The following is a 20,647-nucleotide window of genomic DNA, read 5'->3' as shown; positions in this document are numbered from 1 at the left end:
TGCCCGGGGAAAAATCCTTCGAAAAATCACCCGGTTTTTATAAAATCGGTCAGTATTCCGCGTACTTTTCCGTATATTTTACATAGTTTCTGAGATCCAGGGTCTTTCCACGCTCCATGTCGAGGTATTCGTGCATCAGGATGTAGAACCACATGAGTGTGGCCGCACCCGTCTCGAGCGCGATGAAGCTCCTTTTTTCGCGCCAGTTTTTAACGACAAGCCCCTTGTTAAGGATCATCAGAACGTCGAACTCGAGGATATAGTCGACACTTTTTGAAACGTAGTAATCGACGATCGTGTCCTTTACATCCTCCAGTCTCATACCGCCCCCGCCGCTGATAATGAATGCGGGTATTGCCGGAACGTCCTGCCGGTCCTCCGTGAAGATGTTGACCTTTTTGGCCTGTATCACCTTGTTGAGGCCCCCCTGGAGGCTCTCCCTGCCGAAATCGCCGCAGACGTGGAAGGTGCCGTATACCAGTTCGGAGGGTACGTATCCGCCCATCAGCGCGGACATGTCCCTGCACAATGGGCGGAAGGTGATAAAATCGACGCCTTCGGGAGAGTATCCGCTGGGATCGATTATTCCGAGTGTGCCCACATCAAGCTCAAGCGGAACGATCCCCTCGATGGTCTTCATCAATCCATGCATGTCAATTTTGCCGTCAGCGCCGGGATCGGCGGATTTGACGGATTTGGGCGTTGCCTTCCCCTTCGCCTTCACCTGCGTTTTAGCCCGGCCGCCGGAAGGGGTTTTTACGAGTTGTTTCTGCGCATCTTCAAAATATTTAGTGAACATTTTTTCCTGTTTTTGAGTAAAATGAGTGTCCGCCTGCGTGTGCTCAGTCTCTCCGGCCGATTGCTCGGCGTGATGGCGGCTTTTTGCCAATCACCCCGCTTTCAGCGGGGTGATTGCCATCATCTACAGTTCCGCGACATTTTCAAGTTCAATTTTTTCGACGTTCATGTCGCCTCCGTATCCATAATCCCCGGCGACCTCCTCGTCGCTCTCCCCCCTGGCTGAAGGGCTCTTCCCCGTGGAGTCCTCGGGCGGGACAGAATCATCCTCATCTCCTTCGTCCGGAACTTTTTTACCCTCGATCCGATAGAGAAGCTCTTTCGTGCTCATGCTCTTCCATTCCCGGGCCGTGGCGGCGTGCTGGCCCGTTGGATAATTTCTCAGGTAGGTCTGAAACTCCCGAGCGGCCAGGTCGAAACGCTTGCCGAGGAAATACGCGTACCCCTTCTTTATCTGCGCATCCTGGTCTTTGTGATAAAAGGAATTCCCGAGCGTGCGATTGAACCACGATATGGCCGTATCGAACCTGCGCAACGCGAAGCTGCTCTCGCCGATCCAGTACATCGCGTTTTCGGCGAGGCGGTCTTCCGGGAAGTTTTTCAGCACCCTGCTGAAAAACGAAATGGCCCTATCGTAGCTCCCCTTCCCGAACGCGTCGAGGCCGCTCCTGTACGCCTGGTCCCTGTAGGCCGAGCGGACGTCGGAAGCATACTGGCTTACCGCGCCGTAATAGCGCAGGAAATTCTCGTAGGTGTCGTAGGCGTCGTCGTCCATGCCCAGGCGCTTGAAAACGCGGGCCTTGCCGACCAGGGCCTCCTCGTTGCTCCCGTTTTCGGCAAGGGCTATATCGAACATCCTCCCGGAACGCTGGTACTCGCCGAGACGCAGATACGTGTGGCCGAGCTCCGAATAAATGCGGCTGCGCAGCTCTTTGTTATAATTGGCGTTGAGCAGGCCATAAAGCTGATTGATCCCCTCCTCGTTGTACTGCTTGAGCACGTTGAGGCGGGCCAGCCGTATCATCACTTCCTTGCGAAGATCGGCCGAGAGGTACGGATGGTTGTTCTTGATAAGATAGCTGTATTTGAGAAATGCAAGCCGGTTGAGGCCAATGCGTTCGTAACACTGCCCTATCAAATAGTAGGCATCGGGAATCAGCCGCGACGAGGGATACTTCGCTATCACTTTGGTGAAGATATTGATGGCCTGGTTGATCGAGTCCTTGTCTCCCCGCTCGTAAATCATCTTCGCTTCCACCATCATCTCGCGCGCCTCGCGCTCGGGTTTCAGGAAGTTTTCGTTGTATACGAAAACGCCGACCCCAAGTACCACAAGCAGCATGCCGACAATCAGTTTCGGTTTCATCAGTGAATCTCCTCACCTCGTATATGGCGCCACGCTCCCGGAAAGCGCGGACCGGGGGCGAAAGGGGCGTTATCGCAGCCCGGCGCTCAACGCGTCCTCGAAATTGCGTACTCACTCCAGAACTTCGCCTCTCTGGAAAAATGCTTTTTCACGTCGGGCATCAGAAAATAATCGATCGCCTTCCTGTACTGCCGCATCTCAACGAGCGAACGCCCGATGAAAAGGCGCGCCTTGGCGACCTCGGTCTCATTGTCGGAAGTGCGTACGACATCTCCCAGTTTTTTTGCCGAGGCGGAGTACTTCTCCTTGAAAAATGTTTCGCGAAGTATAGCGTCGACCGTCCCGGTCTCAACGGGAATTGGACGTGCGATCTCCTTTTTCGCCGGGGGCGCGATTATTACGGGCGGCTCCTTTTGCGCAACCGCCTTCCGCCGCGCCGCGACCGGATCGATGGTGCAGTTCTGCCCCTGTTTAATGGTGTTCTCTATGGAAGAATCCTGAAAACGAACAAATACGGCGTAATAATGTACGTCCCTACCCGGATTATTGTCGATATATTCTTCCACACCCGCCCGGACAACGCCGAGCTGCGTTGCAAGCGCCAGCCGCTGAACGTCCGTAATCGGCCTGTTGTAACGGTATACCAGGTATTCGACCGAACCGGATCCGACACCCTTCCAGGTGAGTCTGATCGATCCATCATCCCCGGGAATGGCCTTAAGCCCCGACACCGTGGCTTCGGAGATAAAGGCCACATACACTCCCTTTGTCATATAGCTCTGGTCCGGTGTGAGCTGGAAATCTTCGTTTCCCGCAATGTCCCTGGTGGTGACGGCATAATAATAGTTGCCGGTAGCCTGGATACCCCGGTCCGTATACGACTCACGCCCGTCGGTGATGGTCGCGACACTGTCGGCGCTCTTCAGGCGCTCGGGCGTGGACAGCGGCTGCGTGCCACGATAGACGGTATAGGTGATCCCCTGGCCGGATACGCCTTTCCAGCTTAACGCCACATGTGTCTGGTTTATCGCCTGCGCGTGGATAAGCGCGACCTGGTCGGGAAGGACCGGGCGCGTCGATATCGGCTCATCTCTTTCCATTACGACGGGATTTACCGTATAATTGACGTCGGGATAAACCTCGACATCGTGGGACATTACTTTCTCCCGCGCGAGCACGACGTAGTAGTAACGGCCCGGCGGAAGGTTGGTATCGATGACGCTCGAACCCGGCGCGGCGGGAACGATCTTGATCGAGCGCGCCGCGACCGCCTTCCCGGCGGTGTCGGGTATCTCCATCGAACGACCGACGATAAAATCGTTCGGGGCCGTGGGATCCGCGTCCCAGCTTATCCTGATAGCGCCCCTCACCCCGGCCACGGGCTGAGCCTTTATGTTGGTCGCAATGTGCGGTGGGAACTCGCTCCCGGCCCTGGCCGGCGCCACCGGTTCCGTTTTCTCCACGCGCGCCGGCGCCTCCTTGTCGAGGAGGAAGGCCGCTTTGGCGCCGGTGCTCAAGACCAGGCACGCCGACAGGGCCACCGTCAGCGCTGAAACCGCAATTTTCAGGTTTTTTATCATCGTCATTCGATTCGGTACCGCCCGGGAATATGCTGTCTTAATTTTCGGAAAAAGGCGTACGGGTCTTGACATTTAATTTCTACCTGTTTATACGCCCCGACGACTCTCCGCGCACAAGCCGCGCTATTTCGGCCACCGTGGCGAGGTTGAAATCGCCCTCGATCGAGTGCTTGAGGCACGAGGCGGCCACGGCGAACTCCAGGGCCTCCTTTACGGTCGGAAGGGACGAAATACCGTAGATGAGACCCGCCGCGAAGCTGTCGCCGGCGCCGACACGGTCGACGATGTCGTTTATCATGTATTTCGATGAAAGCGTAAAGTCCTTCCCGTCGAAGCAGCACGCGCTCCAGCCGTTGGCGTCGGCCGATACGCTCTCCCGGAGGGTGACGGCGATGAGGGCAAGGTCCGGGTACGCCGCCGCCACGGCGCGGGTAAGCTCCTCGTATCTCCTGGCGTCCAGTCCGCCGCCCTTCACCTCGAAGCCCCCTATCCCGAGCGACTTCTGGCAGTCCTCCTCGTTGGCGATGAGTACGTCGGTATGGCGCGCGATTTCGGGCATTATTTCCCGCGCGGCTTTGCCGTATTTCCATAACTTCGCCCTATAATTGAGGTCGCAGGAAATGACCGCACCGCGCTTTTTGGCCTCGGCAACCGCGCGCAGGCCGAGGTCTGCGGCGTTTCGCGAAAGAGCGGGCGTAATTCCGGTGATGTGAAACCAGCCGCATCCGGCGAAAACCCGGCCCCAGTCCACATCACCGGGATTGAGATTGTTGATCGCGGCGCCATCCCTGTCGTAAATGACCGCCGAGGCGCGCTGGTTCGCGCCCTTTTCGGCGAAATAGATGCCCATGCGGGCGTCCTTTACCAGGAAGATGCAGCCGGTGTCCACCCCGAAGCCGCGGAGGTCGCGCACCGCCGCGCGGCCGATCTCGTTGTCGGGGAGTGCCGTGACAAAACGCGCGGAATGACCGAATATGGCGAGGCTCGCCGCAACATTGGCCTCCCCGCCCCCGAACCGCGCCTCGAAGTGCGGGCTCTGCAAAAAGCGTTCCTTGCCCGGGGGCGATAGACGGAGCATGAGCTCTCCCAGCGTCACGCAGGTCCCGCCGCCGCTTTTTTTCATGATTTCGTCGATTCGCATGTGATGCACCTCTCAAACGGTTATACCATGGTAAAGTTATTGCGTAACCGGATAACGATCCATCCGAAAGCGGGGGGAAGGGCGATGATCCGGGGATTCGCGACAGTTCTGCCATTACGATATGCATTACCGGTAAACTGCAAGTCACGGGTCTTCTCCGCCGCAGGCCGCTGTAAGCCGATGGTCCTTCACTTGATTCACCCGGTATCAAGTATCTATACATACCCGCTCGTCTCGCGGATGCCGCGACGGTAATCGAGCCTTAGCCGGTGCGCGCCGTGCCCGATCACGATTTCATCCGGGGGAAACTCCGCCCGGCAGTACGGATTATCGTAGCGGCGATAGCCCCCGGTGTTCACCGTTACGCCCCTGTTCCTGACGGGGCCTTTCCAGCCAAATTCGATAATTCCCCTCGAGGGCGATTCGAACCGCACCCGGGCCCCCTTGAAGGATATCGCGCTGTTTGCCATCACGTCAACGAACGTATCGAAACCGCCGTTGCACCGTGCGTCGCCCATTTCGCATATCCAGATGTTTCTCGCCCCCTCCGCTATGAGCTCGCGCCCGGCATCGGGCCCCTCGCTTTGCCAGCGATACCCGTTTTGAGAATGCAGCGCGAGGTACGCGCCGCCCTTCCGTGCGAACACCCAGCCGGCACGCTCGCGCACCTCATCGAAGCGGTCGCGCGGCAGCCACGCGTGCGTAAAGAACAACCGGTCGGTATGGTAAATCCCCGGGCGCCGGGGGACGTTGTACGCGCACAAAAGCACGTTTTTGATCAGCGCCGCGCGCGGAAGCCTGCCCGAGCCGGTCCAGTAACCAATGGAGCCGTCCTCGTATTTGCCCGGATGCGTCGTAAAACACACCGCTTCACCGCCAAGGCTCGCCTGCCATATATGCTGCTGGTCGCCGCCGTAGCCCGGACGGTAGTCCTGAGCACAGCTGAGCATGTACTCGCGCGTTTTATAAGTGTAGATGTTCACCTCTTCTCGGGTGTTGCGGGTGATGTCCTTCTCGAAGAACCGTGCGACCAGCGGCAGAAGCCCAAGCGCGCGCGTCGCGGCGAGGAGACGGCGTTTCGACGCGAACATCGCGAAAAATCGGTTCTCCCACCAGCGGTACGCGTCGAAGAGCCGGGTGACCGCGGTAATCGTCAGCGGATGCGCATAGGCCTCGAGGCCGAGCGTTTCCATCACGCAGGCCGGATCGTTCAGATCGAGCCCCCAGCGCCCGGCCTCGCGGAGGCGTATTCCCATGCGCTGGCGGTTTTCGATTTCGTCGGGCGCACGGTCATTCGCGATCTCATAAATGACGCGGGGCAGCCGATAACCGCCGAGCGCGAGCGTTATGGCGCTCATGTTGTCCTCGCCGGCGAAGACGCCCGTGCCGAACAACAGTTTGGAGGTGTCGGTCGTCGACTCCAGAAAGGGAAAGCGCTTCTCCCTGGCATAGCTCCTGCCGTGGGTCGAGCCGAAGATGCCGTTGTGGCCGTTGAGCGCCATATCGAAAAACATGAGATCCAGGATGATGGCCGCGCGGCGGGCGACGATTTCATCGCGGCAGAAGTCCGCGAGGTTCGCCAGCGCCGTAACGTCCTCGTCGTAGTACACGTTCGAGAGCCATTCGCTGAAGCCGGTGAGGTAGCGCATCTCCATCCAGCGCAAAATCCGCACGCGCGAGCGCTCCATCCGTTCGATGCCGGCAAGGCCGCTCCCGGCGAACACACGGTCGGGAAGGATCTGGCCGGCGAGATACTCGTTCGCCGCGAACATTATCTGGTGGTTCTCGGTCCAGGTGCACATGGAGTCGATCCCCGGTTCGTCAGGCCAGTACTTGAACGATAGGAGGGTCTTTTCCGCGCGCGCGACGAGCTTCCGGTCGAGCAGGCGGCTCTCCCGAAACTGATAGAGCATGCGCACGATGCCGAGCATCACGAAATCGGAACAGTCGCGCCGCTCATCGATATAGGTGAGCGCCGCGCCGAGAAGGCCCGCATGTATGGGACCGCGTCCGAGCGCAAGGCGCGCCAGCTCGCGAAAATGTCCCTTCATGGTGGTGCGGGCGGGATTGGTAATGGCGTGGTTGAGCAGCGCCCTGCGGCGGGCGTCGTAGGCCGGCGCGAAGGGACGCGGTGAGTAGCGGTCGGCGCGTTCGTGGGCGGGATATCCCTTCGGCGGCCTTCCGTACCCGGTGAACACATAGTCGGTCGCGCTCGTTGCCTCGAAGAACTCGTGCTGAAACATCGGTTCACCGGTTTTATTTTTCATGATGCTTATGCCTCTTTCCGATCATTGAGAACACGGTCCGGCGCGGACCTTGAGGATGCGGGGATTCCCCCGACGAGGGAGGAGCATTCCCGCTCGATTTTCCGGTTATGCGAAAAATCCATTTATACGGCTCAGACCAGTATATCCTTCAGCCGCTTTTCCTCGGCCGCAAGCTCGTCCGTCATGCCGCCGGCGCGACGGCGGGCCAGGAAGTCCTTGAGCCGTGCATGGACCTGGGGCGTGAGCGGAAACCCGAGGGCGAAGAGCAGGCAGAGGGCCAGCAGCGCCATCGGCACGGCCGCGAAAACCGCCCTGAGCACCAGGAGAAACCCTTCCGATTGCGGCTGCTGCACGAGCTTCGTGACGCCGTCTATCGTCTCGCTCACCGGCGGTACGTAACCCGCGAGCGATATGGCCTGCGATATCAGGAAGATCGCGAGGGCCGAGCTGAGCTTGCGCATGAAGGTGAGAAGGCCCGCGTAGACACCCTCCCGGCGCATCCCGGTAACGAGCTCGTCGACGTCGGGCAGGTCGGGGAATATGGCATAGAGCATCACCACCACCCCGCCGGTGGCAAGACCCATCGCGCTGCCGAAGATGAAGACCGACGTGCGGCCCGAATCGGGCGTTATGAAGAAGCTGTACACCATCACCGCCATCCAGAGGCAGACCGCGATTATGAAACCGGTCTTCTTGCTCGTCTTGCGGCTTAACCAGTAGTACGCCGGGATGACGCATAGCTGGGTGATGAGGAGCGCGCCGAGCACGTAGTTGGTGTCCCCGCCGCGCTTCATGTAGTGCGTCATGAAATAGATGACGATCGCCATCACCACGTCCATGGCAACGAAGGCGAAAAGATACATGCTCATCACGTGCAGGAACGACTTTATCCTGAATGGCTCGCGGTAGGATTTGACCAGGTTGAACTCGGGCACCGCCTCCTGGAACTCCGGCCGCTCCTTTGTATAGAAGAAGGTCGCCAGGAAGGGAAGCGCGAAAAAGAGCCCGAAGCTCGCGCCCATGACCATGTGGCCCACGCGCACATCCGGGATCATCTTGATGATCTCCATCGGCACGACCGCGCAGAGGATCGAGGAGAACATCGAAAATCCCATGCGGATGGAGATGAGCGAGGTGCGCTCGGCATAGTCGAGCGTCAGCTCGGAGGCGAGCGCGTTGTAGGGCACCATGACCAGCGTGATCACCGCGTCGAAGAAGAGATAGGCCAGGAGCACGAACGCGAATCGCGCGACCTCGCTCTCGTAGCTCACCGGATACCAGAGCATGAAATACGAGAGGAAGATGAAGGCGATCCCCGCGAGGAGAAACGGCCGCCTCCGCCCGAAGCGCGTACGGGTGCGGTCGGTGATGACCCCCATGAGCGGGTCGTTGACCGCGTCCCAGATCTTGCTGACCAGGAGCACCGTGCCCGCGAGCGCCGGGCTCAAGCCCACCACGTCGGTCAGAAAATAAAGATAATAGATGCCCACGATGATCATCGACCCGCCGCCGTAGATGTCGCCCATGCCGAACGCGATCTTGTTCCAGAGTGAGAGCTCGCCTTTGGTATTCTTCATTATTCGCCTCCTTTAATTCGATTACCGCCACGGCAGTCCTGACATCGTTGAAGCTGAACATCTCGCATACGCCGATGAAAAACAGATTTCCCCGGACTATGTCGGCCACATATGACCTCATCCCGTTGGGACCTTTCAGGGTGCTCCTCCCTGTAACCGGGTTTCGTCAAGCTCGAGAGCTTATCGCCGTTCCGCGTATTTGTCAGCTTCTTCATCCCGTGTATTCAATGGATTCCCTCCTCCCGCTCTCCGCGGAGCGGTACATGGCCAGGACCGTCGCCAGCGTCGGCAGAGACCGCTCGGCGACGTTATAAAAGTCCGCTCCGTGGCGTACCCACCGGCAGAACCCTATCATGTTGCGCTGAAGCGAAAAGAACCCCGGGGAAGGCATGGCATAGCGTTTCCCCTTGACGCCGAGGAATTTCAGCCGTGATGCCGGCGGGAAATCGTCGGGACCGGTATAGACGGCGGTGCCCCGCTCCCCGTACACCTCTATCGTCACTTTCTGATGCGGAGTCGCCGTCATCGCCCCGGTTACGTTTAAAAGAGCACCGCTGGCGAGCTCGACCGTTCCCATGCCAAGGTCTTCCACCTCGACATCGGTGAATCTGCGGCGGGCCGTCATTCCCATGACGGCAACCGGAGGGCTTCCCATCGCCTCGAGCGCGATGTCGATCCAGTGGCTGGTCTGCGTGATAAGCGTCCCGCCTCCGGCCTCGCCTTTCCTTGCGCGCCAGGTGCCGGTCGAAAAGTATTCCGGTCCCCGGTGCCACGGCATGTTGCAGCGGCAGTGGGAGATGGCGCCCAGAAGCCCCTCGCGGCACGCCATGATCAGGGCATGGGCGTTGCGGTCATACCGGTACTGGTAGTTGACACCCAGCCTGAGGTCATTTTTCCGGGCGGTATCGCATATTTCGCGCGCCTGGTCCATGGTGATGGCAAGGGGTTTCTCGCACAGCACGTTGTGCCCCAGGCCCAACGCAAGCATCGCCAGCGGGTGGTGGAGGTGATGGGGAATCCCGACGAAAAGCGCGTCAGGCCGCTCCTTTTCCATAAGCTTTGCGGCGTCGTCGTAGGTGGCCTTTACCGCGAAGCGGCGCGCGAAGGATGAAAGCCTCGACCCGTCCGGGTCGGCGCACGACGTTACGCGCACCCCCGGCGTCATGCCGATCACCCGCGCGAGGTCGGTCGCGATGTCGCCGCAGCCTATGAAGCCAAATGTAAACGGTTTTTTCATTGTATCATCACCCGATCTCAATCACCGGACCGGCAGACCCAGCGCAGGCCCCGCTCAAGCACCTCGACAGCGCCCGGATTCCGCATGGTGGGAGCGCAATGCCCCGGCGCGAAATAACAGACACGGCCCCTTCCGTACGAACGGGTCCATACCTGGGGTTCGGCCCCCTTCGCCGTGTCAGTGACGAAATGCACGGTGTTGGCGGTGTCGTAGTCGTGCAGGTAGAGCTCGTCTTTTACGGTGAAATCCCGTATTCCTCCGAAGATTTCCTGTTCGATTCCGCGCAGGGTGAAGGGCCCGATTTTACCGTGTCCAATGAAGCGCCCGCCGATTACCTCGAACCAGCGGCTTTTCGTCTTGAACGACGCGGAGGCCGAATGCACCGGCAGAAAACCGCCGCCGCCGCGCACGAAGTCTTCGAGGGCGCGGAGGGCGTCGTCCGGGATGGCGCCCCGGTGCAGATAGACGGCGAGCGCGTCGAAGCCCCCGTCCGACAGGGAGCGGAGCGACCCGATGGACGACGAAAAAACGCATTCGATCTCATCCATGCCGGTCAATAATTGCCTGAAATTCCATCTGGCCCGGATGGACGGGTGGACTATTCCATCGGAAATCACCAGTATCCGTTTTTTCATGTCTTCCTCCTTCCCGCCAGTGACGTTTTGCGCCCTGACGTTCGCTCAATCCGGAGTATACACGCTCCCTTCCATATACTCCTTCCAGACTCTCTCGAACCACATGGTTTCTCGCGGTATGGGTCGAACCGGAACTACGCGCGAGTCGATGCGTCCGTCCCCACCAAGCGAGAGCTCCACGATCTCGCCGAGGGCCATGCCGCCGAGGACCGGCGGCGACACCGTGCGCGCCCGTCCCTCCTCGTCGATCTTGAGGAAATCCCCGATCCTCCCAACCAGATACGAGCCGCGCCCACCCTCAATGCGCGAAAGCGCGAGCCTCGATGCCTCGAGGAACAAGCGCTCCGCAAGAAGCAGGTCGGCGTTTTTTAAAAAATCCCGCAGCGCCTTCGCTGCCGCCACACCGGACTCGCGGTGGCGCCGCATCGCCCCGGCGTTTTCCTCAATCGCGCGCTCGATCCCGGCAGGATCGCGCAGTATGCCGAGGGCGCGCGACATGCGCCGCTGCAATTCAAGGCGCTCTGCGCGCGGGTCCGCCGGTTTCGCCGCGAGCGCCCGTCTGCACTCGCGTATCCGGGCCTTTAGCGCGATGCGTACGGAGGCGCTTCGACCGTCCCCACCCTCCGGCGCTTTGCCGGAAACACGGTGCGCGATCATCTGCGCGGCGCGAAGCCCCCCGACCTGCCCCGCGTTGAGCGCCGCGCCTCCGGGACGGTACACGCCGTGGGAGCCGTTCGCCTCGCCCACCGGGAAGAGATTCCGTACGGACGACTCCCACCAGATATCGCCGCGGAGTCCGCCGTTTACATGCTGATGGCACACGGCGATCTCGAGCGGTTCGCGCGCGAGATCGATTCCATGCTTCAGGAAGAGTTCGTATGCGGGCGTATTCATCACGAGGAGCCGCTCGACCGGCGCTTTACCGACAGCGTTCGACCGCTCGAGGTAGTCGCGCGCTTCGGCCGGAAGGACGTCGATTCCAAAGGCCGAGCCGGGAAACGAGGGGTTGGAGCGGTAATCGATGTAGACGCGGCGGCCGCGCACGACCGATTCGTAATAGACCAGGAGGTCGACGCAGGACGAACCGTGCCCGGTAATTTTTTTTACGTCGAAGGGCCACTCGTAGCCCTTGCGAAACTGCGCCGCGAGAAGCGCCTCCACCGAGGGGAAGCAGTCGGCGAGAAACTCTCGTTCGCCGCCTCCGTCGGGAGCGGTCGAGTAATAGCGCGGCAGCGCCTGCTGGTACGAACCGGAGAGGTTCCAGCGCGGACGCTTTGACGCGATTCCGAACTGCGACTCGGACAGGTTCTGCGCCACCGCGCCCGAGGCGACGGCCGCGCCGAGCGAGCCGGCCTGCGACGCCGGGTAGACGCTGTCGGCGTAGAGCGCGCCGGGCCCTCCCGTGGCAAGCACCACATAGTCGGCCCCGATCGCGCACAGGTTGTATGGCGCACCCGCGCCGGAAACACCGCCCATCGCGATGATGCCCGCGGCGCGGCGGCCGTTGGTGTCGTCCACGGTGACGATGTCGACGACCGTGAGGCCCTCGAGCACCGGGATGCCGAGGAGCTTGGCCTCGTCGCGGAGCTTTTCGTACATCATGATCGAGGTGCCGGGCCCGGCCGAGGAACCGCGCGCTCTCTCGTCGTGGTCGGTGCGATAGGCGGCGTGTGAGCCGTAGCGGTCGAAGGGGAATGGCACGCCGAGCGAGGCGAGATGATGGAACTCTAAAAGCGAAAGCGAGGCCTCCACCAGCGCCACGTCGCCGTGCATGCAGCCGCCGGAGAAAAGCCGATTTGCCGTCTCGCGCGCGGAATCCCCCGCGTCGTCGGCGGGATTGAGCCGGTAATAAGTCTGCTTGTCCGATCCGGCGTTTGCCGAAACGCCCGCGCCGAGGCGCTCGGTGACGATGGCGACGTCGTCCACGCCGAGGCGAGCAAGGTGCACCGCGGCGTTCAGCGCCGCCGCGCCCGAACCGACAACGGCCACCCTCACGGAATGGAGGGGGAATTCGTTACCCGCGACGGTGATGGGTTTTTTTTCCATAATCGGTCCGACCCGTCATTTTAATGAAAATTATGATCCGCCGCACCCTGGAATAATTGCTGAAACGTCTTCCGCTACAGTGCGCCCCTGTTGATGTGAAACCCGCCGTCCACGTTTATTACCTCGCCCGTGGAATAGTCGTGATGCCCCCGCACCACGGCGAGGACCGCGCGCGCCACATCATCCGGCCCGCCCCAGCGCGAAAGCGGCAGGAGGCCGCCGCCGATCTGCGCATCGTACTTCGCCGCGACCGGTCCGGTCATGTCCGTGCGGATGATGCCCGGCCGTATCTCGAAGACGCGCACGCCGTGTGGGGCCAGGCGCACGGCGAAGAGCTTCGTCATCATGGCCATGCCGGCCTTGGATAAGCAGTAGTCGGCCCGGTTTACGGACGGCAGGTAGGCCGAAATCGACGAGATGTTGACGATATAGCGCAAAGCGTCGTCCCGTTCCATGAGGCGCGAAAGCGCGGAGCTGAGCAGGAACGGTCCCAGCAGATTGGTCCGCAGTACGCGAAGCATCGCCTCCTCGGTGAGATCGAGCATGTCGCACCGCCCCCCGGTGGTGACGCCGGCGTTGTTGACGAGCACGTCGAGCCTTCCGAAACGCGATTCGACCGCGTCGCACAGCGCCGCGCGGCCCGCCGCTTCCGAGACGTCCGCCGAAACGTAGATGCCACAGCCCGGCGCGCCGGAAAGCCGCTCGGCCTCGGCGCGGACGTCCTCGGCCGCCTCCGCGTCGCGCCTGCCGTTGAGCACCACCGCATACCCGTCCGCGGCAAGCGCGAGCGCGATTGCCCGGCCTATGCCGGCCGTCGATCCGGTGACCAGCGCCACCCTGCCTTTACCGGTGCGCTCATCCATCGCGGCCTCTCTTCCATCCCACCGATTCGCCGTCCACAAAGGCTCCCTCCACCTCCAGGCACATGGTGCGCGCCTCGCGCTGTTCGATGTTGTCGCGAAGCCAGCGCGCCGCCAGAAAGGCCATCTCGTAGGTGGACAGGCTGATGGTGGCGATCGAGGGCCGGAAGAGCGCCTGCGCGGGCGAGCGGTCGAAACCGGTGACGGCGATATCGCCGGGCACGCGCAAACCCATCTCGCGGAAAAGGGAGATGAGGCGGATGGCGAAATTGTCGTTGAAGCACATCACCGCGTCGCATTTACAGTCGGCGAAGAACGAGGCCGCCTTCCCGTCTACGGCGGCGATTTCTCCGGCCCGGTACACGTTCGCGCCGTAGCCGTCGATGCCGCCCTCCATCATTGCGACAAGAAAGCCCCGATAGCGGTCGGCGTTGATAACGTTATCGGCGCAGTCAAGGTAGCCCACGCGGCGATAGCCGCGGCCGAGCAGGTGCCGTCCCAGGCGGAGCATGCCCTTGAAATTGTTGCACGATATCGAGCTTTCGCCCTCGCGCACGCGGTTGAGAAAGATATAGGGAACATCGCCCGCGCGCAGCCGTTGGCGCAGGTCGTCGTCGATTTCGCCGAAGGCGAAGATGAAGCCGTCTATCGCCGACCCGGCCGAATCGAGACTCCGGGCCAGGTCGTCGTAGGTGAGAAGCGACACCTCGCGGGGGATGTCATTGAAGGCGTTGTTGATGGCGACGATGAGTTCGCCGGGGTCGAAGAAGGGATTGGTGGCGAGCCGCTGACGTCCGGGAATGACGACCGTGAGACGAATGGCGCTTCGGCTGATGCGGCGGCGGCGCCTGCGGGGAGAGAACTCGCCCGCCTCGACGGCCTCGAGCACCCTGCGCCGCGTGCCGGAGGCGATGCCGGGGGCGTTGCTGAGTACGCGCGAGACGGTGCTTGCCGAAACGCCGCACGCTCGCGCGATGTCGCCCAGTCCCCTGGGCCGATGCGGAGTCACGTCGCCTCCGCCGTACGCGGATAGGTGGTGCAGCGAACCGGCTCCTGGTTTTTCAGGAGCTTCGAGCAGCCGCCGCAGAGCGTGCAGTAATCAATATCGTCCGAACCCTGGGCGAGTTTGCGCGGGAAAAGCGGATCGGCGAGGTTCTGCCGCCCGAAGCCGGCGACATCGACCCCGCCGGCGGCGATGTTCTCCTCGGCGTATGCGGCCGCCGATTCGCCGCCGGTCGAATAGGCCGAGCCGATGACGGCAAGTTCCGGAAACCATTCCTTTACGGTCCGCGCGTAGCGAAAATGATGATAGAGGTCGAAGGCGTTTCCCTTCACCGGGCGGGTGAGCTGCGGCGTGAGCGCCGGGACGCCGGCCGAGACGTTGATGTAATCCGCGCCCGCCCCGACGATCGCGCCGAGCACCGCGCGCATGCCCGAAAGGTCCTCGATGACGTCCCCCGCGCCGGCCGTACCGCAGCCCCCGCGCAGGCCCTCGTAGAGCGAGACGCGGACGCCGGCGATGAAGCCGGGCCGGTGCGCCTTCGCCTCCGCCACCGCCGTGGAAACCAGGCGCGCCCTGTTCGCCGGGCCCCCGCCCCAGATGTCGTCGCGATCGTTCATCGGGCGGAGCAGTTCACCGCCGAGATAGCCGTGGCAGGCCTTGATCTCGACCCCGTCAAAGCCCGCCTTGGCCGCAAGCCTGACCGAATCGCCGTGCAGCGAACTTACCGTATCGAGCTCGGCCGTGGAAAGGCAGGGGATGGTATCGTCATCACCGAAGACCCTGACGGGCCGGGAAAAGCTCCCGGCCATGCGGCCCGCGTGGGTAAGCTGGATGATAAAAAGCGAATCGGGACTCGCCGCCCTGAACGAATCCACCAGGCGCCTGAACCCGTCGATGGTCTTTCCGTTGAGCACCAGCCCATTCAACCGCGCAAGCGAGTCGGCGGTGATCGAGACCGCTTCGACGATTACCACGCCCCAGCCGCCCGCGGCGAGCGAGGCATACCGCGCAAGTACCGCGCCGCTCACGGATCCGCCGGGACCCGCCGAATTGATCTCCATCGCCTGCGCCGCGAGCCTGTTGGGAATCGCCTTTCCGGCGAAGACGGCGGGCGACTGCAAAAGCTTTACGGTATTCATGGAAAATAATTGTGCTATTTACCGCAATTATTGCAATAAATTTTTTGAATTTTATCTTGACCATTCTCGTATTTTATAATATACTTAATTATCTTATGTTCTTTGTTTCAGGGTTAACCATGGCTTTGGAACGTGGAACGATTGCTGTCGAGGAGGCAGGACATGAAAAACATTATTGAGTCTTTCTGTATCGATGACCGGTGCGATTATTATCGCCGCACCGAAACCATCTTCAACGAGCTTGACAAGCCCACTCGGGAGAACGTGGACGAGCACTTCCTGGCTAAGCATATAATGCTCTGACATCCCCCGTCAGACGAGTATGGGAAGGCGGTTCAAACCGCCTTCTTTTTTATTTGCCGCCGCCGGATTTACATCGAAAACCAAAATACCGATGAAATTACATTGACAAATCCCCTGCCTGTTCCTCCATTACTCACAATTAAACGACCGGTACTCATGCACGAGCGCTCTTTCCCACATCAATGGGGTGGAGCGCTATTATATGCGAAATGCGGTTTTATTTGCCGGCTCCTTCCCTGCCGCGTGCGGGTAAAATACGGTTTTAGCGGTTGGTTCGGTCTATGCTAATGTTCAAGGAGGGGTGGCGTCGTCCGCCTTATGGAGGAAGGATTAATTTCTTCGGGAGAGCGTCTCGCGATAGGCCAGACCGGGCGGGGACGGTCGGTTTTCGCGCTTGAGGACTTCGGCGCGGGCTCGTGCATCATCGAATTCGGCGGCGGCAGGTTCAGCCGCAACGAATACATCAGCCACGTCGACCCCGACAACAACCACTTTCTGCAGATTGACCGGAACCTGTTCCTTGGACCGACCGAAACGGCGGACAACTTCATCAACCACTCCTGCGACCCCAACTGCGGACTGAAGATAGAGGCGGGCCGGGCGTATCTCTTCGCCATCAGGCAGATCGCCGCGGGCGATGAAATAACCTTTGACTATTCCACCTCCATGGACGAGGATTTCTGGGAGATGCGCTGCCAGTGCAGCAGCGCCGCGTGCAGGGGGCGGGTCCGGGACTTCAAGCATCTTCCCGTCGAAACCCGGAACCGCTACATAACGATGGGTGCGGTCCCCGAATTCATTCTTTCGGGCCTCGGGAACGAAGCGGCCGTGGCGGGGATGATCGTCGAAACGCGACCGAACGCGCTCTTCCCTTCCGCCGACGGCGAGGAGCAGGCTGCGCTGCGGGCATCGTAGGGGCGCGGGCCCTTGCAGCACCCGCCGTGCGACCGCGCATCCTCGCGGCCCGGCCGCGCTCCACGCTACCGCGGCGACATGACAGGTGGCCCAAGATGAAAACTGAAAGCGAAACGAAACACGACCGCGTCCCTTCCGAAGCCGAGTGCCGATTGCTCATCGCGGAGCATGGCATGCTCCCCAACATCGTCGAACACTCCGAACAGGTGATGCGCGTCGCCGCGTCGATAGCCGACGACCTGAAAGACGGCACGACGGTCGACCGGGACCTTGTGATCGCCTCGGCCCTCCTTCACGACATCGCCAAAACACGCTCGCTCGAGACAAGGGAGCGCCACGACGAATCGGGCGGGGCGCTTATGCGCGCGCTCGGCATGAGTCGCGTCGCCGAAATCGTCGAGCAGCATGTCTTTCTTAAAGATTTCGACCCGGACGGGCCGCTCCTCGAAAAGGAGATCGTCTATTACGCCGACAAGCGCGTGATGCACGACGTCGTCGTTACGCTCGACGAGCGGGTGGCGGACCTCGTTGGCCGCTACGGCACCACGCCGGAGCGCGTGACCCTCATCCGCAAAAATCTCGAATACGCGCGCGCGGTCGAGGATAAGATCGCCCGCTTCATGAGGACCGGCACGCGCGTGGTCTTTGGCCTCACGGAACGCGGGGATGGGTGAGCGATTCCTCATACTCGACTGCTATGTTGACGAACCCGCCTGCCTGGGCGTGCCACCGTTCGTCGCCCCCTACCCGCGCTACGTCTACGGCGCCCTGCTACACGCCGGCGTAGCACCCGCATCGATCGACTACCTGACGATCGATGCGCTCAGGTCGACGGAGTACCGGCTCGACGACCGTTACGGCGCGGCCTTCATCATCGGCGGCGCGGTGGTCCCGGGAAAGTATCTCGGCCACCGCATCGGCACCACGGCAGAGATAGTAAGGGTCATCGAGGGCAACCCGCGCCAGGAGTTCGCGGCGGGGGGGATGATTGCGCCACTCATCGCCCGTGATTGCGGGCCCAACTGCGTGAGCGTTCTCTGCGATATCGAGCTGTACGCGCACACCCGGGCGCATGGCGAACCCTCCGACGGGCGGCGCACCGCCGCACAGATAGCACGCTGGAGCGTTGATGGGGCCGCGCTCGTGCGTCTGCATCCCGACCATCCGCGCCTTATCTGCGAGATCGAGACCTACCGGGGCTGTCCGCGCCTCTCCCACTGCTCGTTCTGCCCGGAAGGCGCGACGCACCGGCTGGAATTCCGCGACGAGGAGGACATCCTCGCCGAAATCGACGCGCTGATCGCCGCCGGCGTTTCGCGCTTCCGCATAGGGCGACAGGCCGACATCTTTCAGTACAAAACGCCCTTCGAGGATTTCAGAAACGGTTTCCCGCGGCCCTCGATCGATTCGGTACGCGGGCTCTTCGGCGGGCTTAGAGAGCGGAGGGACTCCGGGGCGATACGGGTGCTCAACATCGACAACGGCAACCCCGGCACCATCGCCAATTTCCCGGAGGAATCTTCGGCCATTCTTTCGGCCATCGCCGACGCGGTGACGCCCGGCGACACGATAGCGCTGGGCGTCGAATCGCTCGACCCGACCGTCATCAAGCGCAACAACCTCAAGGTGAACGCGAAGGAGCTTCTCGACGTCGTTCGCCTGATAAACGACATCGGCGGACGGCGCGTGGAGGGGCTCCCGGTGCTTCTGCCCGGCATCAACCTGATCCACGGACTTCCGGGCGAGGGCATGGATACCTTCCGCATGAATTTCGAGGGGCTCGCGGCGATCGCCGGAGCCGGACTTATGGTGAAGCGCATCAACATCCGAAAGCTCCTCCCCTATCCCGGCACCGCCGCCGGCGAGGCCTTCCGCGAGCCTCCGGCGAAGCTCCGCAACCGCTACGAGTACTACAAGAAGAGGATTCGCGACGAGATCGACCGGGTCATGCTCGCGCGCGTGTACCCCGCGGGCACCATTTTGCGCGAGGCGCTGGTGGAGGAGCGGCGCCACGCGTATTCGCTGGCCAAGCAGATCGCCAGTTATTCGATAACCGCGACGATCCCCGTAGCGCTGCCGCTGAAAAGCTTCGTGGACGTGATGGTGGTCGGCCACCGCGAGCGCTCGGTGGCCGCCCTGCCCTTTCCGCTCGGGATAAACTCCCTGCCCGCCAAAGCGCTTGAGCTTATTTCGGGGGTGGGGAAAAAAAGCGCGAGCGAACTGATACTGCGCCGCCCGTTCGCCGGCCCCGGCGACGTGAGGGCCGCGGCGCCGTCAATACCCGACGCCTTGATCGAAGGTATGGTGTTCGACTGATTGCAAAACGCGCCGGGGGCGCGGCGCTCAGTATTTTTTTCGTTCCTTGTTGTGGTTGAGCCTGTTCATGATGTAGAGCGCCGCGTACCCGCCGATAAAGCCGGCGATGAGGTTGACCCCGGTGTCGTACACCAGGAAGCGCAACACCCGGATGGCGGCCTCAAGGAGCAGGCGGTCGAGGATGAATCCGCCGATAAGCGCGCCGATAACGCCGATCACGAGCCCGCCGATATAACCGCCAAGGAGGTCTCGCCGCTTCAGGTAATAGAAGATCCACGACAACAGCGCGCCAAGGGCCACGTAGAGAACGATGGCCAGGAGTTTCATTATAAAGCTTATCATTTCGTCGGACATGGTTTTCCTCTAAGACAGATTATAAATTCATCCCGGGGTGAAAAAGAGATCACCCTTACCCTTCCGTATAATCCGCATGTCACCGTCCGAAAAGTCGACCACCGTCGACGGCTCGGAAACCTTCGGCCCGCAGTCCATCACCAGATCGACCTCGTTTCGGTACACCTTCTCGAGGTCGTCCGGTTCTATTATGTATTCGCCCGCCGCCGTGCTGACGCTCGCCGAGATGATCGGCCTTCCCAGCGCCCGCACGATATCGCGCGCGACGTTGTTGTCGGGTATCCGCACACCGATCGTTTTCTGCTGCGAGATGGCGATCTTCGGCACCAGCCCGCTCGCCTTGAAGACGAAGGTGTACGGCCCCGGCAGGGCCTTCTTCATCGCCTTGAAGGCCGGGTCCGAAATATTACGCACGTATTCGTGAAGCTCGCTGATATCTGAGAACACAAAACTCAACGGCTTGTTTCTGGCAATCTTTTTAATACGATAAATCCGCTCTATCGCGCGCCGGTCCGTGATGTCGCAGCCATACGCGTAAACGGTGTCGGTGGGGTAGATGATGACGCCCCCCTGCTCGAGCACCTCGCGCGTCTTCTGTATCAGCCTCTTCTGCGGGTTCTGTTCGTTGATGACGAAAATCATTATGTTTTATTCCGCCCTGCGGCCTTTTTCCCAAACGCTATTCCATGACCAGGCTGTTGCACAGCCGGGCAATCCGCCCCTCCCCCGCCAACGGCGGGGAAAAAACCCGATTCCCCCTGAATCCACAACATGCCCGGTATATATATCGGCAAATACGGGCCCCTATATTTAGAAGACAAAAAAGGCTTTTGCAAGAATGCCGCTTGCAAAAGCCTTCTCCCCGGCATGTATCCAGGAGTGTAAATGATTATCAATCAATTCTAAAATCGGCCGAAGGCGATTTTTGCTTAACTTTTTTTCCCGCCGGCGTATTCCTCCGGTGCATTGAGAAGCGATCGGCGTGCTCTCAAATTCGGGGTGAAAATGCCGTCATCGCGAAGAGCGCGGCGATGCGGCGATCTCAAAAGGCAATATGTTGATCCATGAAACTTTGTATTAAAGAGCGACCGCCGCGCCCCGATACGGCCG

At 61.0% G+C, this 20,647-nt stretch carries 18 protein-coding genes; 4 read left to right on the top strand and 14 right to left on the bottom strand.

Annotated elements, in window-relative coordinates; translation table 11 throughout:
* Nucleotides 1-49: 49 nt before the first annotated feature.
* The 12 genes from VLM75_02820 to VLM75_02765 form a co-directional block, all read right to left on the bottom strand.
* Nucleotides 50-799, bottom strand: coding sequence for a hypothetical protein (locus VLM75_02820; GenBank protein HSV95850.1), 750 nt, complete (start codon nucleotides 797-799; stop codon nucleotides 50-52).
* A gap of 123 nt (nucleotides 800-922) precedes the next feature.
* Nucleotides 923-2,164, bottom strand: coding sequence for a tetratricopeptide repeat protein (locus VLM75_02815; GenBank protein HSV95849.1), 1,242 nt, complete (start codon nucleotides 2,162-2,164; stop codon nucleotides 923-925).
* 86 nt (nucleotides 2,165-2,250) lie between these two features.
* Nucleotides 2,251-3,750: a hypothetical protein gene (locus tag VLM75_02810; protein HSV95848.1), complete on the bottom strand. Its 1,500-nt coding sequence runs from the start codon at nucleotides 3,748-3,750 to the stop codon at nucleotides 2,251-2,253.
* A gap of 73 nt (nucleotides 3,751-3,823) precedes the next feature.
* Nucleotides 3,824-4,885 carry a sugar kinase gene (locus VLM75_02805; GenBank protein HSV95847.1) on the bottom strand — a complete coding sequence of 354 codons (1,062 nt, stop codon included), beginning with the start codon at nucleotides 4,883-4,885 and terminating at the stop codon, nucleotides 3,824-3,826.
* A 215-nt stretch (nucleotides 4,886-5,100) separates the two neighbouring features.
* Nucleotides 5,101-7,152 carry a hypothetical protein gene (locus VLM75_02800; protein HSV95846.1) on the bottom strand — a complete coding sequence of 684 codons (2,052 nt, stop codon included), beginning with the start codon at nucleotides 7,150-7,152 and terminating at the stop codon, nucleotides 5,101-5,103.
* A gap of 131 nt (nucleotides 7,153-7,283) precedes the next feature.
* On the bottom strand, nucleotides 7,284-8,729 hold the full coding sequence (locus VLM75_02795) for an MFS transporter (GenBank protein HSV95845.1): 1,446 nt from the start codon (nucleotides 8,727-8,729) through the stop codon (nucleotides 7,284-7,286).
* 211 nt (nucleotides 8,730-8,940) lie between these two features.
* Nucleotides 8,941-9,966, bottom strand: a complete 1,026-nt coding sequence (locus VLM75_02790; GenBank protein HSV95844.1) for a Gfo/Idh/MocA family oxidoreductase — start codon at nucleotides 9,964-9,966, stop codon at nucleotides 8,941-8,943.
* 17 nt (nucleotides 9,967-9,983) lie between these two features.
* A complete protein-coding gene (locus VLM75_02785) occupies nucleotides 9,984-10,601 on the bottom strand; it encodes a ThuA domain-containing protein (GenBank protein ID HSV95843.1) in 618 nt (205 codons plus the stop codon).
* Between the two features lie 45 nt (nucleotides 10,602-10,646).
* Nucleotides 10,647-12,647 (bottom strand): FAD-binding protein, encoded by a 2,001-nt coding sequence (locus VLM75_02780; GenBank protein HSV95842.1) that lies wholly within the window; start codon nucleotides 12,645-12,647, stop codon nucleotides 10,647-10,649.
* Nucleotides 12,648-12,721: 74 nt separating this feature from the next.
* Nucleotides 12,722-13,510 (bottom strand): 3-ketoacyl-ACP reductase, encoded by a 789-nt coding sequence (locus tag VLM75_02775; protein HSV95841.1) that lies wholly within the window; start codon nucleotides 13,508-13,510, stop codon nucleotides 12,722-12,724.
* A complete protein-coding gene (locus VLM75_02770; protein HSV95840.1) occupies nucleotides 13,503-14,516 on the bottom strand; it encodes a LacI family DNA-binding transcriptional regulator in 1,014 nt (337 codons plus the stop codon). The genes VLM75_02775 and VLM75_02770 overlap by 8 nt, the downstream gene beginning before the upstream one ends.
* The gene (locus VLM75_02765) at nucleotides 14,513-15,649 is read right to left on the bottom strand and encodes a hypothetical protein (GenBank protein HSV95839.1); all 1,137 of its coding nucleotides are present in this window, start codon (nucleotides 15,647-15,649) and stop codon (nucleotides 14,513-14,515) included. The genes VLM75_02770 and VLM75_02765 overlap by 4 nt, the downstream gene beginning before the upstream one ends.
* Before the next feature lie 162 nt (nucleotides 15,650-15,811).
* On the opposite strand from VLM75_02765, the gene VLM75_02760 reads away from it, so the two are divergent.
* The 4 genes from VLM75_02760 to VLM75_02745 all read left to right on the top strand — a co-directional run bounded on the left by VLM75_02760 (nucleotide 15,812) and on the right by VLM75_02745 (nucleotide 19,183).
* Complete coding sequence (locus VLM75_02760) at nucleotides 15,812-15,952, top strand: hypothetical protein (protein HSV95838.1); 141 nt, start codon at nucleotides 15,812-15,814, stop codon at nucleotides 15,950-15,952.
* Between the two features lie 318 nt (nucleotides 15,953-16,270).
* Nucleotides 16,271-16,867 (top strand): SET domain-containing protein-lysine N-methyltransferase, encoded by a 597-nt coding sequence (locus tag VLM75_02755; GenBank protein ID HSV95837.1) that lies wholly within the window; start codon nucleotides 16,271-16,273, stop codon nucleotides 16,865-16,867.
* 95 nt (nucleotides 16,868-16,962) lie between these two features.
* Entirely contained in the window at nucleotides 16,963-17,541 is a 579-nt protein-coding gene (locus VLM75_02750; GenBank protein ID HSV95836.1) for an HD domain-containing protein, read from the top strand.
* Nucleotides 17,534-19,183 (top strand): radical SAM protein, encoded by a 1,650-nt coding sequence (locus VLM75_02745; GenBank protein HSV95835.1) that lies wholly within the window; start codon nucleotides 17,534-17,536, stop codon nucleotides 19,181-19,183. The genes VLM75_02750 and VLM75_02745 overlap by 8 nt, the downstream gene beginning before the upstream one ends.
* 27 nt (nucleotides 19,184-19,210) lie before the next feature.
* Here the strand turns inward: VLM75_02745 and VLM75_02740 are convergent, their stop codons facing one another.
* Entirely contained in the window at nucleotides 19,211-19,537 is a 327-nt protein-coding gene (locus tag VLM75_02740; GenBank protein ID HSV95834.1) for a hypothetical protein, read from the bottom strand.
* Between the two features lie 27 nt (nucleotides 19,538-19,564).
* Complete coding sequence (locus tag VLM75_02735) at nucleotides 19,565-20,179, bottom strand: L-threonylcarbamoyladenylate synthase (protein ID HSV95833.1); 615 nt, start codon at nucleotides 20,177-20,179, stop codon at nucleotides 19,565-19,567.
* Nucleotides 20,180-20,647: the final 468 nt, after the last annotated feature.

The organism is Spirochaetota bacterium (assembly GCA_035477215.1).
GTDB lineage: Bacteria > Spirochaetota > UBA4802 > UBA4802 > UBA5368 > MVZN01.
The sequence above is the reverse complement of the archived record's forward strand: the minus strand, read 5'-3'. Positions and strand labels throughout refer to the sequence as shown.